General features: G+C 65.9%; 11 protein-coding genes. 8 read left to right on the forward strand and 3 right to left on the reverse strand.

Features of this window, described 5'->3' with window-relative positions:
* Nucleotides 1–8: 8 nt before the first annotated feature.
* On the reverse strand, nt 9–3,611 hold the full coding sequence (locus U873_RS0109790; RefSeq protein WP_029978298.1) for a transporter substrate-binding domain-containing protein: 3,603 nt from the start codon (nt 3,609–3,611) through the stop codon (nt 9–11).
* A gap of 311 nt (nt 3,612–3,922) precedes the next feature.
* Between U873_RS0109790 and U873_RS0109795 the strand changes: the two genes are divergently transcribed.
* The 5 genes from U873_RS0109795 to U873_RS0109815 all read left to right on the forward strand — a co-directional run bounded on the left by U873_RS0109795 (nt 3,923) and on the right by U873_RS0109815 (nt 9,385).
* Nucleotides 3,923–5,119 carry an EAL domain-containing protein gene (locus U873_RS0109795; protein ID WP_025128084.1) on the forward strand — a complete coding sequence of 399 codons (1,197 nt, stop codon included), beginning with the start codon at nt 3,923–3,925 and terminating at the stop codon, nt 5,117–5,119.
* Between the two features lie 123 nt (nt 5,120–5,242).
* On the forward strand, nt 5,243–5,740 hold the full coding sequence (locus U873_RS0109800) for an ATP-binding protein (protein ID WP_025128085.1): 498 nt from the start codon (nt 5,243–5,245) through the stop codon (nt 5,738–5,740).
* Between the two features lie 487 nt (nt 5,741–6,227).
* Complete coding sequence (locus U873_RS0109805) at nt 6,228–7,637, forward strand: circularly permuted type 2 ATP-grasp protein (protein ID WP_025128086.1); 1,410 nt, start codon at nt 6,228–6,230, stop codon at nt 7,635–7,637.
* A gap of 3 nt (nt 7,638–7,640) precedes the next feature.
* Nucleotides 7,641–8,591, forward strand: coding sequence for an alpha-E domain-containing protein (locus U873_RS0109810; RefSeq protein ID WP_025128087.1), 951 nt, complete (start codon nt 7,641–7,643; stop codon nt 8,589–8,591).
* Complete coding sequence (locus tag U873_RS0109815; protein WP_025128088.1) at nt 8,588–9,385, forward strand: transglutaminase family protein; 798 nt, start codon at nt 8,588–8,590, stop codon at nt 9,383–9,385. Before U873_RS0109810 ends, U873_RS0109815 begins: the two co-directional genes overlap by 4 nt.
* A 10-nt stretch (nt 9,386–9,395) precedes the next feature.
* Here the strand turns inward: U873_RS0109815 and U873_RS0109820 are convergent, their stop codons facing one another.
* Nucleotides 9,396–10,193, reverse strand: coding sequence for a helix-turn-helix domain-containing protein (locus U873_RS0109820; protein ID WP_025128089.1), 798 nt, complete (start codon nt 10,191–10,193; stop codon nt 9,396–9,398).
* A 111-nt stretch (nt 10,194–10,304) separates the two neighbouring features.
* Here U873_RS0109820 and U873_RS0109825 point away from each other — a divergent pair, with 111 nt between their 5' ends.
* On the forward strand, nt 10,305–11,255 hold the full coding sequence (locus U873_RS0109825; protein WP_025128090.1) for a DMT family transporter: 951 nt from the start codon (nt 10,305–10,307) through the stop codon (nt 11,253–11,255).
* A gap of 33 nt (nt 11,256–11,288) precedes the next feature.
* On the opposite strand, the gene U873_RS0109830 is transcribed toward U873_RS0109825, so the two are convergent.
* Nucleotides 11,289–11,939, reverse strand: coding sequence for a sel1 repeat family protein (locus U873_RS0109830; protein ID WP_025128091.1), 651 nt, complete (start codon nt 11,937–11,939; stop codon nt 11,289–11,291).
* Nucleotides 11,940–12,115: 176 nt separating this feature from the next.
* Between U873_RS0109830 and U873_RS0109835 the strand changes: the two genes are divergently transcribed.
* Nucleotides 12,116–13,336: a putative DNA modification/repair radical SAM protein gene (locus tag U873_RS0109835; protein WP_025128092.1), complete on the forward strand. Its 1,221-nt coding sequence runs from the start codon at nt 12,116–12,118 to the stop codon at nt 13,334–13,336.
* Nucleotides 13,333–14,226 (forward strand): TIGR03915 family putative DNA repair protein, encoded by an 894-nt coding sequence (locus tag U873_RS0109840; protein WP_025128093.1) that lies wholly within the window; start codon nt 13,333–13,335, stop codon nt 14,224–14,226. The genes U873_RS0109835 and U873_RS0109840 overlap by 4 nt, the downstream gene beginning before the upstream one ends.
* The last annotated feature ends 8 nt before the right edge of the window (nt 14,227–14,234 follow it).

Raw genomic sequence — 14,234 nt, forward strand, 5'->3', positions numbered from 1 at the left:
CGCCGGGTTCATTCGGTTGTGATGGATCCCTGCAGGTCGCGGTCGAGGTCGATCATCGCCTGTTCCAGGCGGATCAACGCTGCCTTGATCCGCTCCCTGTCGGCACTGTCGTCGCAGGCGTTTTCCAGGTAATTGCACTCGTCGATCAGGGCCTTGGCCTTGATGATCTGCGCCGCGCCGAGGATGCGGTGGGCGAGGTCGGCTACCCCTTGCGTGCGGTCGCTGGCGAGCAGTGCGCGGACCTGCTTCAGGTCCTGCCGGTTGCTCTGGTGCAGGCCCTTGAGTACCCGCTGGATGACCTGCGGATCGCCGCCGGTCAGGTGGTCCAGTTGGTGGATGTCATACCGCGCGTTGTCGATCTTCAGTGGCGGCCGCGGCAAGGGCCCCAACTGGCGCAGGCGGCGGTCCAATTCCGGCAGGGCGATGGGCTTGAAGAGGCAGCCATTCATTCCGGCATCGCGGCAGCGCTGCTCTTCGTCGGGCTGGACGTTGGCGGTAAAGCCGAAGATCTGCACCGGCGGCCGGTTCTGGGCCTGCTCGGCGGCGCGGATCCTGCGGGCCAGTTCGTAGCCGTTGATCACCGGCATGTTGCAGTCGGTGATCACCAGGTCGAAGGTTTCCCGCTGCCATGCCAGGAGGGCCTCGGCCCCGTCCCGTGCCTGGCTCGGGGAATAGTCGAGGAACTTCAGCTGTTCGCAGAGCAACTGGCGATTGGCCTGGCTGTCGTCCACCACCAGGATGTGCAGCGAGGGCCTGGCGGCCAGCACCTCGATCGCCGGTGCGGCCTGGGGTTGTTGCGGCAAGGCTTCAAGGCGGCTCAGCTGCAGGTCGACCAGTACCTGGGTTCCCTCGCCGGGACGACTGTCCAAGGTCAGGTGCCCGCCCATCATTTCGCACAGGGTGCGGCAGATCACCAGGCCCAGGCCGTTGCCCGACCGGGCGTTCTGGTGCTGCCCGGGGACTTGGCTGAAGGGCTGGAACAACCGCTGCAGGTCACTGGCGGCGATACCGATGCCGGTGTCCCTGACCGTCAGGTGTACGGGCAATTGGGACGAGTCGTCGGGGCTGGCCCTGAGGCTGACCTGGACACTGCCGCTGTCGGTGAACTTGATCGCATTGCTGATCAGGTTCGACAGGATCTGCTTGAAGCGCATGGGGTCCACTAGCACGTCGCCGCTGGCGCTGCTGTCCAGGTCCAGCTCCAGGCGCAGGCCTTTTTGCCGGGCCAGGCCATCGAACACCCGGAACACCGACTCCACCAGTTCCCGCAGGTTGGCCCGCTCGGGGCTCAGGCTCAGGTGCCCGCTCTCGATCCGGGCGATATCCAGGATGTCGCCGATCAGGTCCAGCAGGCTCTGGGCCGAACCGTAGGCCACCTCGATCGAAGAGCGGTCGAGCTGGCCCTGGTCGGCACGCTTGAGGGCCAGCTCGAGCATGCCGATCACCGCGCTCATGGGGGTGCGGATCTCGTGGCTCATGGTCGCCAGGAAGGTGGTCTTGGCCCGGTTGGCCTCATCGGCATCCTGCTTGGCCTGCTGCAGCTGCTCCAGCAGTTGCTGGCGTTCGCTGATGTCCAGCCAGCCGCCGATGATCCCGATGATTTCGCCCTGGCCGTTACGGTACGGCAGCATCCAGTGATAGACGTTCAGGCGCTTGCCCTGCAGGTGCACCACCCGGTCCACCAGCATCGGCTGGCCGCCTTCGAGAATGGCCTGGAAGTCCACGGCGAACTCCCGGGCCTCGGGGACCGACAACTGCTCGAAGTGGGTGCCCAGCATTTCTTCGCGCCGGGCGCCGAGGGCCTTGAGGTAGCTGTCGTTGCAGATCACCAGGCGGCGGTCCAGGTCGCGCACGTAGATCGGGTTCGGCGTGCCGTTGATCAGTGCGTCCATGAAGCGCATCTGGTCGTTGAGCGCCTGCTCGGCGTGCAGCCGCTGGTTGACCTGGCGGCGCATGGCGTAGCCCCAGGCCAGGGCGATCAGCAACAGCACCGCCGAGCCTGCGCCCACCAGGTAGATGATGTAGCGGTAGTCGCGCCAGGAGGGCGGTGCGATCGCGGCCTTCGAGCGCCAGCGATTGTTGAGCTCGGTGATGGCGTCGGGGGCGATGCTGCGCAGGGACTTGTCGATGATGCTGAACAGCTCCGTCTGATCGCGCCGGATGCCAAAGGACTCGTTGAGCAGGGGCAGGTTGACCACCGAGGCGACCTTGAGCTGGTCTTCCTTGATCCGCGGCATGTTGAAGCTGATGGAAATCTCCGCCTGCACCGCGCCGTCGCCCTTGTGGTCGCGCAGCAGGGTGAGGATCTCGAAGTTGGTCTGCACTTCCTCCAGGTGCACCTGGGGAAAACGCTCGCGCAGCATCGGCAGCAGGGCATGGCCGCTGCCGATCAGCAGGGTCTTGCCGGCCATCTCCTCCAGGCTCCTGGGGGCCCCGGGTTCGTCACGGGTGATCAGCATGTAGGGCCCGACCAGGTAAGGGCGGGTGAAGCGCAGGTAGCTTTCGCGCTCAGGGTTGCGGGCCAGGTCGGCGACCATCTGCACCCGGCCCGCGCGTACGGCGTCGTTGAGGTCCTTGAGGCTGGTCTGGGGGGTGATGACGAAGGTCAGTCCGGTCTTGGCTTCGAGCATTGCCAGCAGGTCGGCGGTGATCCCCAGGTAGTTGTCGTCGGCATCGAAGTAGGACAGCGGCGGCAGGTAGCGGTGGATGCCGATGCGCACCAGGGGGTTCTGCTCGATCCAGTGTTGTTCATCGGGACTCAGGTCGGTCTTGTCCAGGCTCAGCAGCAGGCGGTCGCCCCAGCGATTGCGGATGCTGATGTCCTGCTCCTTGTGCACCGCCTGCAATGCCTGGTTGAGCAGGCGCTGCAACTGGTGGTTGTCCGGGCTCAGGGCGAAGGCAAAACCCGAGGTGCCGGCCGGGCCGCTGTAGATCACCCGCAGGTAGTCGCTGTAATTGCGTGAAATCAGGAACTGCGCCGAGACCGCATCGCTGAGCAGAACGTCCACCTGGCCGAAGGCCACGGCGGCCATGGCGGCATCGGCGCTGGGGAAGGTCTCGATCCGTGCCTTGGGGTACATCTGGTGGGCGACCTGCGCGGTCACCGCGTCCCCGGAGATGGCCAGGCTGCGCCCCTGGAGCCCGTCCTTGATTGACGGCGAGCCGCCCAGGCGGGCCACCAGGGTCGGCCGATTGACGATGTAGCTGTCGCTCTGCAACAGGTGGCGGGCCTGGATTTCACCGGTGGTGACGCTGCCCATGAAGTCGACCTCGCCCCTGGCCAGGGCGCTGAAGGCGTCCTCGCGGCTGGGGTAGGCGCGGATCCGCACCTTCACCCCCAGAGAGTCCTCCAGCAGGCCGAGGTAGTCGGCGGTGATGCCCTCGAACTCGTTGCTTTCGGTGACCATCTCCAGGGGCGGAAGGTTTTGCCGCGAGGTTCCCAGCACCAGTTCGCGCTTGTTGCGCAGCCATTGCCAGTCCGTGGCGTCGAGGGCGAGCTCGTGGTGATGGGGGGACTCGTAGTTGAGCAGTTGCAAGGGCATTGCGCTGTCGCCCAGGGCTGGCAGGCAGGCCAGCCAGGCCAGTGCCGGCAGCAGGATAAAACGGGGCATCGGGGCTCCTGGTCAGCGATTGGCGCAAGGGTCGGTCAAGCAGCGTATGGGCAAGGCAGCGAATGGAGGAAATATAGTTCAAGGCCCGGGGCCCAAACAGGCTATTTTCCTGATCCGCCGGGTGCTGAACAAGGGCTGTGCGGAGCACGGACCAAAGGTACGGCTCACGCCTTGACCGGCGCAGTGTTAGGGATACGCTTGTTTTTATCCACGCGCTCCAGGTCATCGCGTCGGCAGGTCTGCGGCAATGGTTTCGGTGAAACGCCGTGGGCTCCTTGTCGGTCACCGCCGTTCCACTCCAGGATGCTCCCGTGAAGACCTTGAAGATACTGGTGCTCGAAGACCACCCCGTGCAGCAACTGTTGGCAGTGGAGCAATTGCGCCGCCTGGGGGTGAAGGCGCCCCTGGCAGCGTTCGACGGCTTGAGTGCGTTGCGCCTGTTGCGTGAGCAGGGAGCGGCCGACATCGTGCTCTGCGACCTGCAGATGCCGGGAATGGACGGCCTGGAGTTCCTGCGCCGGGCCAGCGAGGAGCGACTGGTGCGGGCGGTGATTCTGTTCAGCCTGATCGAGGCCGACCTGCGCCGGGCAGTGTTGCAGATGGTCAGCCTGCATGGCCTGATCGTCCTCGGCGACGTAGGCAAGCCGGCAGCGCTGGCGGACCTGCAGACGATGCTCGAGTTCTATCGGCAGGACGAGCCGCAACTGCCTGCAGCGTTGCCGCCGAAGCTGGTCGCGGTCAGCCCTGAGTTGTTGCGCCAGGGGGTGGAGCAGCACCAGTTCGTGTCCTATTACCAGCCCAAGTTCAACCTGCAGCAGGCCAGTTGTTGCGGCGCCGAGGTGCTGATGCGCTGGCACCACCCGCAGCTCGGGGTGCTGGGCCCGGGAGCCTTTCTCGAGGCACTGGAAAGCGCAGGCCTGCTGGACCAGGTCTTGCGCCAGCAACTGGATCAGGGCATGGCGCTGCAGCGCCAACTGCTGGATCGCGGCGAGGAACTGGAACTGGCTTTCAATCTGCAACCCCGGCAACTGGCGTGCAGCGAGGTGGTCGTGCACATCCGCCAGGCCATCGAGCGCCACCGGATTCCGCCGCGGTTGCTGACGTTCGAGATCACCGAGGTCGGGTTGGTGGAGGCTCCGGCCATCAGCCTGGAAAACCTTGTGCGCTTGCGGATGATGGAGTGCAACCTGGCCATCGATGATTTCGGCGCCGGCTATTCGTCCTTGCAGCGCCTGTGTGAGCTGCCCTTCAACCAGATCAAGCTCGACGCCCACTTCGTCCGTGAACTGGTGCGCCAGCCGCGCTGCCGAGCGGTGGTCGGCGCCTCCCTGGCCCTGGCCCACAACCTGCAGATGAGCCTGGTGGTGGAAGGGGTGGAGACCGCGCTTGAACGGCGCCTGCTGCTGGAAATGGGCTGCACCCTGGCCCAGGGCTACTGGTACGCCCGGCCGATGTCGGCCGCCGACCTGCAGGCCTGGCCGCGAGCTGCGCCGGCCGTTGTCCGCTAGGCGCGGCCGGCCGGGTGTCGGGTCGCTCCTGCTGCCGCCAGCAGGGGCCAAGAGCGCGAGAAAGCCTGGACGCGCGGAGCGTTTATGCCGAAGCTGGGCTCCCTCGACCTGGGTAGAACCTGCATGCTCATTGTTTTCAGCGGATTGCCGGGAACCGGCAAGACCACCATCGCCCGCGCCCTGGTGCCACACCTGAAGGCCACCTATCTGCGTATCGACAGCCTCGAACAAGGCTTGCGCAACGCCGGCCTGGCAGAGGTCGGCAAGGCCGGCTATCAACTGGCCCTGCAACTGGCCCAGGCCAACCTGGCCCTGGGCAACCCGGTGCTGGCGGACTGTGTCAATCCAGTGGCCGAGAGCCGCCAGGCCTGGCGCGAACTGGCCGGCCACTCGGGAGTCGGGCTGCTGGAGATCGAAGTGGTGTGTTCCGACCTTGAGGAACACCGGCGGCGGGTCGAGACCCGGCAGCTGGATGTACCGGGCCTGCAGCCGCCGAGCTGGCAGTCGGTGCTCGACCACGACTACCAGCCGTGGGAGCCGGACCTGCGCCTGGACAGCGCGCAGCTGTCCCCGCAGCAGGCGGTGGCGCGGATCCTCAAGCGTTTGCCTGGGCGCACCTGAGCCGGCGCCAGTGCTCTCCCGGGGGATCTGGCCGGGCCCTTGAACCTCAATGGTGCGCAGCCTGTGCAGGCCCGGGCCGGGCGCAGGGAGAAATGCCCGGCCCGGTGCGGAAAACTCCCGATAACGGGGCAAAGGAAACCCCTTCCCAGGCTTGATGCACCGATTCTGCTCGTCCGGCCCCCGAATGACCCCCGCTTGAAGCCCAGGGGGCATCAGCGATGCCCATGGCTGGATGAATGTCGCGTCGCCTTTTTGAATCTATTTGTCGCATAAGCTGGGCCGGCCGAGCTTGGCCGCTGCCGGTGTGGGTGCTTGTGCATTTGCGGCATAGCGATTGCTATCACAGTTCCAGGGGCCGGCATCGCCGCCCCGATCGAGGGATTCAGGAGGTGCTCGAAGACCAGGGCCCCCTGTACAAGCGTGAAGCCGGGTTTCACCCACACAGGATTCAGATAAGAAGCCGTTGACCTGACGGCAAGGAGTGGCAATGTCCCGCGCTTTTTTTGATGAGATGTATGCCGCCAGTGGCGCCTGCCGCCCTCACTACCAAGCCTTCGCCCAGTGGCTGGCGGACACCCCCCTGGAACTGCTGGACCAGCGCCGGCGCGAAGCCGACCTGCTGTTCCATCGCGCCGGCATCACCTTCACCCTGTATGGCGACGAGCAGGGCACCGAGCGCCTGATTCCCTTCGACATCATTCCCCGCAGCATCAAGGCCAGCGAATGGCGCACCGTGGAGCGCGGCTGCATCCAGCGGGTGCAGGCGCTGAACCTGTTTCTTGCCGACATCTATCACGCTCAGCGGATTCTCAAGGAGGGCATCATTCCCGCCGAGCAGGTGCTGGCCAACCAAGGCTATCAGATGGCCATGCAGGGCCAGGACCTGCACCGGGGGATCTATGCCCACATCGCCGGAGTCGACCTGGTGCGCGATGGTGATGGCCGCTACTACGTGCTCGAAGACAACCTGCGCACCCCCAGCGGCGTCAGCTACATGCTCGAAGACCGCAAGATGATGATGCGCCTGTTTCCCGAGCTGTTCGCCGCCCAGCGGGTGGCGCCCATCGACCACTACCCGAACCTGCTGCTCGACACCCTGAAGAGCTCCAGCCCGCTGGATAACCCGACCGTGGTGGTGCTGACCCCGGGACGCTTCAACAGCGCCTATTTCGAACACGCGTTCCTGGCCCGGGAGATGGGCGTGGAACTGGTCGAAGGCGCCGATCTGTTCGTGCGTGACGACCGGGTGTTCATGCGCACCACCGCCGGTGCCCAGGCGGTGGATGTGATCTACCGGCGCCTGGACGATGCCTACCTCGACCCGCTGTCATTCAACCCCGACTCGATGCTCGGGGTGCCCGGGCTGATTGCCGCCTACCGCTGCGGCAACGTGGTGCTGGCCAACGCCGTGGGCACCGGGGTCGCCGACGACAAGTCGATCTACCCCTATGTCGACGAGATGATCCGCTTCTACCTCAGCGAGGAGCCGATCCTCAACAACGTGCCCACCTGGCAATGCCGCAAGCCCGCCGAACTGTCCCATGTACTGGCCAACCTGGCGGACCTGGTGGTCAAGGAAACCCAGGGTTCCGGCGGTTACGGCATGCTGGTGGGCCCGGCGGCCACGGCGGCGGAGATCGAGGAGTTCCGCGCCCGGCTCAAGGCCCGGCCCGAGGCCTATATCGCTCAACCCACGCTGTCGTTGTCGACCTGCCCGACCTTCGTCGACAGCGGCATCGCCCCGCGGCATATCGATTTGCGCCCCTTTGTGCTGTCCGGCCGCGAGACCCGCCTGGTGCCCGGCGGCCTGACCCGGGTGGCCCTGCGCGAGGGCTCGCTGGTGGTGAACTCGTCCCAGGGTGGCGGCACCAAGGACACTTGGGTGGTGGAGGACTGAACCATGCTTTCAAGAACCGCTGCAGACCTGTACTGGATGTCCCGCTACCTGGAGCGCGCAGAGAACCTGGCGCGCATGCTCGAAGTCAGCTATTCGCTGTCGCTGATGCCCCAGGCCGGGCGCGGCGATGGCCATGCCGAGCTGGCCATGTCGTTGCTGGCGGCCGGCACCCTGGAGGATTACCACCAGCACCACGGTGAACTCAACACCGAGCGCATGCTGCATTTCTTCGCCCTCGACGACAGCAACCCGGGGAGCATCTACAGCTGCCTGCGGGCCGCCCGCAGCAATGCCCACGCGGTGCGCGGGCGGATCACCGCAGACATGTGGGAGAACATCAACGCCACCTGGCTGGAGATGCGCAACATCGCCCGCAATGGCCTGGGGCGCTACGGCATCAGCCAGTTCTGCGAGTGGGTCAAGGAGCGCTCCCATCTGTTTCGCGGTGCCACCGCCGGCACCATCATGCGCAACGACGCCTACCGCTTCATTCGCCTGGGGACCTTCATCGAGCGCGCCGACAACACCCTGCGCCTGCTGGACGTGCGTTATGAAATGTTCGGCGAGGAATCCGAGGAAGTCAGCGACGACTCGGCCCGCGGCTACTACCAGTGGAGCGCCTTGCTTCGTGCCTTGTCGTCCTTCGAGGCGTTCAACGAGATCTACCGCAATGCTCCGGGCGCCGAGCAGGTGTCCGAGATGCTGCTGTTGCGGGCCGATGTGCCGCGTTCCCTGCACGCCTGCATCGAGGAGCTGGACCAGATCCTCGCCGGCCTGCCGGGAGACAACGGCCGCCCGGCCCAGCGCCTGGCTGCCGAGTTGAACGCGCGCCTGCGCTACACCGGGATCAACGAGATCCTCGATTCCGGACTGCACCAATGGCTGACCGAGTCCATCGCCCAGGTCCGCCACCTGGGGCAGACCGTGCACGAGTCCTATCTGGAGGTGGTATGAAACTGTCCATTCGTCACGACACGACCTACAGCTACGCCGACGAAGTCTGCACCAGCATCCAGTTCCTGCGCCTCACGCCTCAGGACAGCACGCGCCAGCAGATCCTCGAATGGCACCTGGAGTTGCCACGCCGGGTGCGCGCCCAGCGTGATCCCTACGGCAACATCCTCCACGTCATGACCCTCGACGAGCCCCACGGGGCGATTGTCCTCTCAGCCTTTGGCGAGGTGCGGATCGACCCGGACCAGGACGTGGAGGGCGACAGCCAGTCGCCGCTGCCGTTCCTGCGCAGCAGCCACCTGAGCCAGGCCGACCTTGCCCTGAGCGAGTTTGCCCGACGCCACTGCGGCCAGCGCCGTGATCGCGCGGCCTTGATCGACCTGATGCAGGCCCTGGCCGAACACATGCCTTACCGTCCGGGTGTCACCGGAGTCGGCAGCACGGCCGCCGAAGCCTTTGCCGGAGGCGCCGGGGTCTGCCAGGACCACACCCATGCGTTCCTGGCCTGTGCCCGCAGCCTGGGGATTCCCGCGCGCTATGCCTCCGGCTACCTGTGCACCGAGGACCAGAGCCACCTGGCCAGCCATGCCTGGGCCGAAGCCTGGCTCGACGACGGCTGGTACAGCTTCGACGTGACCAACCGCCTGGCCCGGCCCGAGCGCCACCTGAAACTGGCGGTGGGCCTGGACTACCTGGATGCCTGCCCGGTGCGCGGCATGCGCCGGGGAGGAGGGATGGAGCAGATGCACGCGCAGGTGCAGGTCAGTTCAATGATGCAGGTTCAGCATCAATAGGTGCGCGGGCTCAGTCCCGTCCCATGGATTGACGGCGGTACTCATCCGGTGTGGTGCCCATCATCCGCCGGAACATGCTGATAAAGGCTGAGGCGCTGCTGTAGCCCAGGTCCAGGCCAATGCTTTCCACGGTCTGGCCCTGTTCCAGCAAGGCCAGGGCCTGCACCACTTTCAAGCGCTGACGCCATTCGCTCAGGGACATGCCCAGCTCCTGCTGGCTGCGACGCATCAGCGTGCGCTCGCTGGTGTGGGCGGCATGGGCCAGTTGCGGCAGCGAGCGCGGGTCTCCGGGGTTGGCCTTGAGGGTGCGCAGCACCGGCCCCAGCAGCGGGTCATCGGAAGAGGGCAGGTAGCTGCCGGCGCAGGAGGCATGCCCCAGCTTGTCCACCAGCACCTGCAGCAGACGCTGTTGTTCGTCGTTCTGGGGCAGCCCCGGCGGCGCCTGGCGCAGGTCGTCCAGGAGCGCCAGGACCAGCGGGCTGAGGCTCAGGGCGCAGTGCCGGGCGGGCAGGGCAGTGCACAGCTCGGGCGCCAGGTACAGCGAGCAGTGGCAGGCTTCGTGGCGGTTGAACCCCATGTGCTCGACATTGGGCGGCAGCCAGATGCCGTACTGTGGTGGCGCCAGGTAATGGTGGTCGCCCAATTCGATTTCCATCACCCCGCTGTAGGCGTAGACGAACTCGCCCCAGGGATGGCGGTGGCGTGGGTAGGTGGCGTGGGCCGGCAGGTTGGCCGCGCGAAAGAAGATCGGCGCCGGCAGGGCTTCGCTGAAAGGGGGCAGGTGCAGCAGTTGCGCGGCTTTGTTCACGGTGGGCACCGGTTGGCGGATAAGTGCTATGGGCTGGCGGAATAAAACTATATCTAGGAAAACTGTCAGGCGGACAATCCTTCATCACTTTTTCTCCATGAAGGATCTGCCATGGCCACTCGCCAACCCCTGGATGCCACCGCCTGTAGCCTGATGGTCGGCCTGTGCGCGATCTGGGGCCTGCAACAGGTGGCGCTCAAGGCTACTGCGCCGGACATTGCCCCTGTGCTGCAGATTGCCCTGCGTTCCGGCGGCGCGGCGCTGCTGGTGGGGCTGCTGATGCGCTGGCGCGGCGAGAGCCTGGGGCTGGGCGATGGCCACTGGCGTCCGGGCCTGCTGGTGGGCGGGTTGTTCGCCCTGGAGTTTCTGCTGGTGGGTGAAGGGTTGCGCTACACCACGGCCTCGCACATGGCGATCTTTCTCTATACCGCGCCGATCTTCGCCGCCCTCGGGTTGCATTGGCTGATGCCCGCCGAGCGTCTCAAACCTGCGCAATGGCTGGGCATCGGCGTGGCCTTTGGCGGCATAGTCGTGGCCTTCAGCGGACCCTCCACGGCCGGGCACGGTGGCGGCAGCAATGTGCTGCTGGGGGATTTTCTCGGGGTGCTGGGCGGGGTTGCCTGGGGCGCCACCACGGTGGTGGTGCGCTGTTCGCGGCTGGCTTCCAGCCCGACCACCCGCACTCTGCAATACCAGTTGCTGGGGGCGTTCGTCTGGCTCGGACTGGCGGCCCTGCTGTTCGGCCAGACACGGATCCATTTCACTCCCCTGGTGATCGCCAGCCTGGGGTTCCAGGTGCTGGTGGTGTCCTTCGCCAGCTTCCTGATCTGGTTCACGCTGCTGCGCCGTTACCCGGCCTCGCGGCTTGGAGTGCTGTCGTTCATGACTCCGCTGTTCGGCATCGGCTTTGGGGTGTGGCTGTTGCACGAGCCCTTGGAGCGGAGCTTCATCTTCGGCGCGCTGCTGGTGCTGTCGGGGATCGTCATGGTCAGTGGCTACGAATGGCTGCGCCAGCGTCTCAAGCGCAACCGCGAAAGCCCGGTTGCGCCGCACAGCTCTTGAGAACCCAGCCGCCTCGCGAGCAGGCGCAGGGATTCAGCGTTTCGCCGCCTCAACGGCGTTGCGGATTTCTTCCTGCAATTGGCGGGCGCCGCTGCAGGCCGGGTCGGCGGGGCCGTGCTTGCAGGACTTTTCCAGCACCTTCAATGCCAGGTTGACATCGGGGGTTACGCCTATGCCCCGGCTCAGGTGGAAGCCGTACATGGTGCAGGCCCAGGGATCATCCAGCTCACAGGCCTTGTTGAAGGTCTGCACCGCACAGTGCCGGACGGCCTGGCTGTCGGCATCGGCCGTGAGCATGCCAGCGGCGCGGTTGGTGCATCCGGAGACCAGCCCCAGGCTGCAGGCGCGCTGGTACAGCGGTTCATAGCCGTCCGCGGGGCCCTTTGCCTGTTGCAGGGTGGTTGCCAGCCAGTAGCAGTCGTTGCCGTCGCCGGCTTCGCAGCGCTGCAGGCAGGCCTCCAGTTGCCCAGGGGATGCACAGCGGTTGGCTTGCATGCTGCGTGTCGCGGTCCTGGCCGGCATGTTGTCGCCGGGGCATTGCCTGGCCTGGGCTTGCCAGTCTTGCCGGGCCTGGATGTCGGCATACAGCCTGTCGATCAGGGCCTGGTTGTCTGACGTGGCGCTGGCGGCAAGGCTCGACAGCAGGGCGATGCCGAACAGGCAGAAACGGTAGAGGCGATGCATGGCACAGAGTCCTTTCCAGAGGAGCGTGGGGGCGGGCGTATGTTAAGGATTTTCGCCAACAGCACCAGGCTGCCGACGGGTTGGCGAGATTTTTTTCACTTTGCCCCTGGCAACGCCCTTGTGGTCCCGGGCTTTTACTCTGTACTGTATATAAAAACAGTATCCGGGCCCCGACCATGCAGTTGATCGACAAGTTGAGCATCCTCGCCGATGCGGCCAAGTACGATGCCTCCTGCGCCAGCAGCGGGGCGCCCAAGCGCAGCTCCGAGGGCAAGAGCGGGCTGGGTTCGAGCAACGGCATGGGCATCTGCCACAGCTATACCCCGGATGGGCGCTGCGTCTCGCTGCTCAAGGTCCTGCTGACCAATTTCTGCCTCTATGACTGCCAGTACTGCGTCAACCGTCGTTCCAGCGACGTGCCCCGGGCGCGCTTCAGCCCCGAGGAAGTGGTGCACCTGACCCTGGATTTCTACCGGCGCAATTGTGTCAGCGGCCTGTTTCTCAGCTCCGGGATCATTCGCTCGGCGGACTACACCATGGAGCAGTTGGTGCGGGTGGCGCAGCTGCTGCGCGAGGTGCATGAATTTCGCGGCTACATCCACCTCAAGACCATTCCCGATGCCGACCCGGCGCTGATCGAGCAGGCCGGGCGCTATGCCGATCGCCTCAGCGTGAATGTCGAGTTGCCCACCGATCAGGGCCTCAGGACCCTGGCCCCGGAAAAGCAGCTGGGCTCGATCAAGCAGGCGATGCAGACCATCTACACCGGCGAGCAGACGGTACTCAACGAGCCCCGGGCGCCGCGTTTCGCCCCGGCCGGGCAGAGCACCCAGATGATCGTCGGCGCCGATGACACCGACGACAGCACCATCCTCCACAGTGCCCAGGCGCTGTATGGCAACTTCCGCTTGCGCCGGGTCTATTACTCGGCCTTCAGCCCGATTCCCAACAGCCCGAAAAGCGTGCCCCTGGCCGCGCCGCCGCTGATGCGCGAACACCGCCTGTACCAGGCCGACTTCCTCCTGCGGGGCTACGGTTTTAGTGCCAACGAGCTGTTCAAGGGCCCCGGGCACCTGGCCCTGGACATCGACCCCAAGCTGGCCTGGGCCCTGGAGAATCGCAGCGTGTTTCCCCTCGACCTGAACCGCGCCGAGCCGGCGCTGATCTCGCGGATTCCGGGGATTGGCCTGCGCACCACCCAGCGCCTGGTGGCGTTGCGCCGCGAGCGGCGGATCCGCTTCGAAGACCTGGCGCGCATGCGCTGCGTGCTGAGCAAGGCCAAGCCGTTCTTCATCACCAGCGACTATCACCCGCAGCAGGCGGAAAGCAGCAGTGCCTCGCTCTACCAGCAACTGCGCGATCGCCCGCAGCCGCAGCAGATGGGGCTGTGGGGATGATCAGCCTGGACTGCGACGACCTGTTCGACACCTGGCGCCAGCAGGCGCGCTGGCTGCTCAGCCATTCCATCGACCCGAGCCGGGTCAGTTGGTCCGGCAAGCAGGCAGCCGACCTGTTCGCCAGCGATGAAGACCTCGCCCAGGAGCCGGGCCCTTTTCGCGCGCGCATTCCCCTGGCGCTGTTGCCACTGCTGGAGCGGGCCGGTGCCTGGTGCGGAGAGCAGCGCTGGAGCCTGCTGTACGAAGTGCTGTGGCGGGTCGCACACGGTGATCGCACGGCGATGCTCAGCGGCGATGCGCTGGGCAGCGAGCTGCAACGACGGATCAGGCAGGTGGACCGCGAGGCCCATCACCTGCATGCCTTCGTCCGCTTCGTCAGCGTGCCCGAAGGCCGCTCGAACCTCGCAGAGCAGCCGCAGTACGTGGCCTGGCACGAGCCGGCCCACGACATCCTGGCCAGTGCCAGCGAGCACTTCATCGGGCGCCTGGGGCGCCAGCGCTGGATCATCGCCACGCCCCGGGACGGGGTCTGCTATGACGGCCAGCGGCTGATCCACCTGCGCCAGTGCCCGCGCGCCTGGCAACACCTGGCGCAGACCATCGAAGACCCCAAGGGCGACCTGTGGCTGGCCTACTACAGCCACATCTTCAACCCGGCACGGCTCAACCCCAAGGTCATGCAGGGGCATTTGCCGGCGCGGTTCTGGAAGCACCTGCCGGAAGGCCCGCTGATTCCCGCACTGATCAGCGAAGCCCGCCACGGCAAGCAGCGTGATGGCCAGGCCAGCGCCGTGGCGGCGCGGCCGGGCAAGCGGATTGGCCAGGTGCACAGCGATAGCCCTGGGCATTGGTCGGGGCCATCCATGACAATGGGCGGCTTCGAACAATGAGGCAGGCA

This window comes from Pseudomonas sp. PH1b, from assembly GCF_000633395.1.
Lineage (GTDB): Bacteria > Pseudomonadota > Gammaproteobacteria > Pseudomonadales > Pseudomonadaceae > Aquipseudomonas.

Excerpts from the sequence above, each read along its gene's own strand:
- U873_RS0109790 (WP_029978298.1), bottom strand. The coding sequence starts at position 3,611 with ATGCCCCGTTTTATCCTGCTGCCGGCACTGGCCTGGCTGGCCTGCCTG.
- U873_RS0109800 (WP_025128085.1), top strand. The coding sequence starts at position 5,243 with ATGCTCATTGTTTTCAGCGGATTGCCGGGAACCGGCAAGACCACCATC.
- U873_RS0109805 (WP_025128086.1), top strand. The coding sequence starts at position 6,228 with ATGTCCCGCGCTTTTTTTGATGAGATGTATGCCGCCAGTGGCGCCTGC.
- U873_RS0109810 (WP_025128087.1), top strand. The coding sequence starts at position 7,641 with ATGCTTTCAAGAACCGCTGCAGACCTGTACTGGATGTCCCGCTACCTG.
- U873_RS0109815 (WP_025128088.1), top strand. The coding sequence starts at position 8,588 with ATGAAACTGTCCATTCGTCACGACACGACCTACAGCTACGCCGACGAA.
- U873_RS0109825 (WP_025128090.1), top strand. The coding sequence starts at position 10,305 with ATGGCCACTCGCCAACCCCTGGATGCCACCGCCTGTAGCCTGATGGTC.
- U873_RS0109830 (WP_025128091.1), bottom strand. The coding sequence starts at position 11,939 with ATGCATCGCCTCTACCGTTTCTGCCTGTTCGGCATCGCCCTGCTGTCG.
- U873_RS0109835 (WP_025128092.1), top strand. The coding sequence starts at position 12,116 with ATGCAGTTGATCGACAAGTTGAGCATCCTCGCCGATGCGGCCAAGTAC.
- U873_RS0109840 (WP_025128093.1), top strand. The coding sequence starts at position 13,333 with ATGATCAGCCTGGACTGCGACGACCTGTTCGACACCTGGCGCCAGCAG.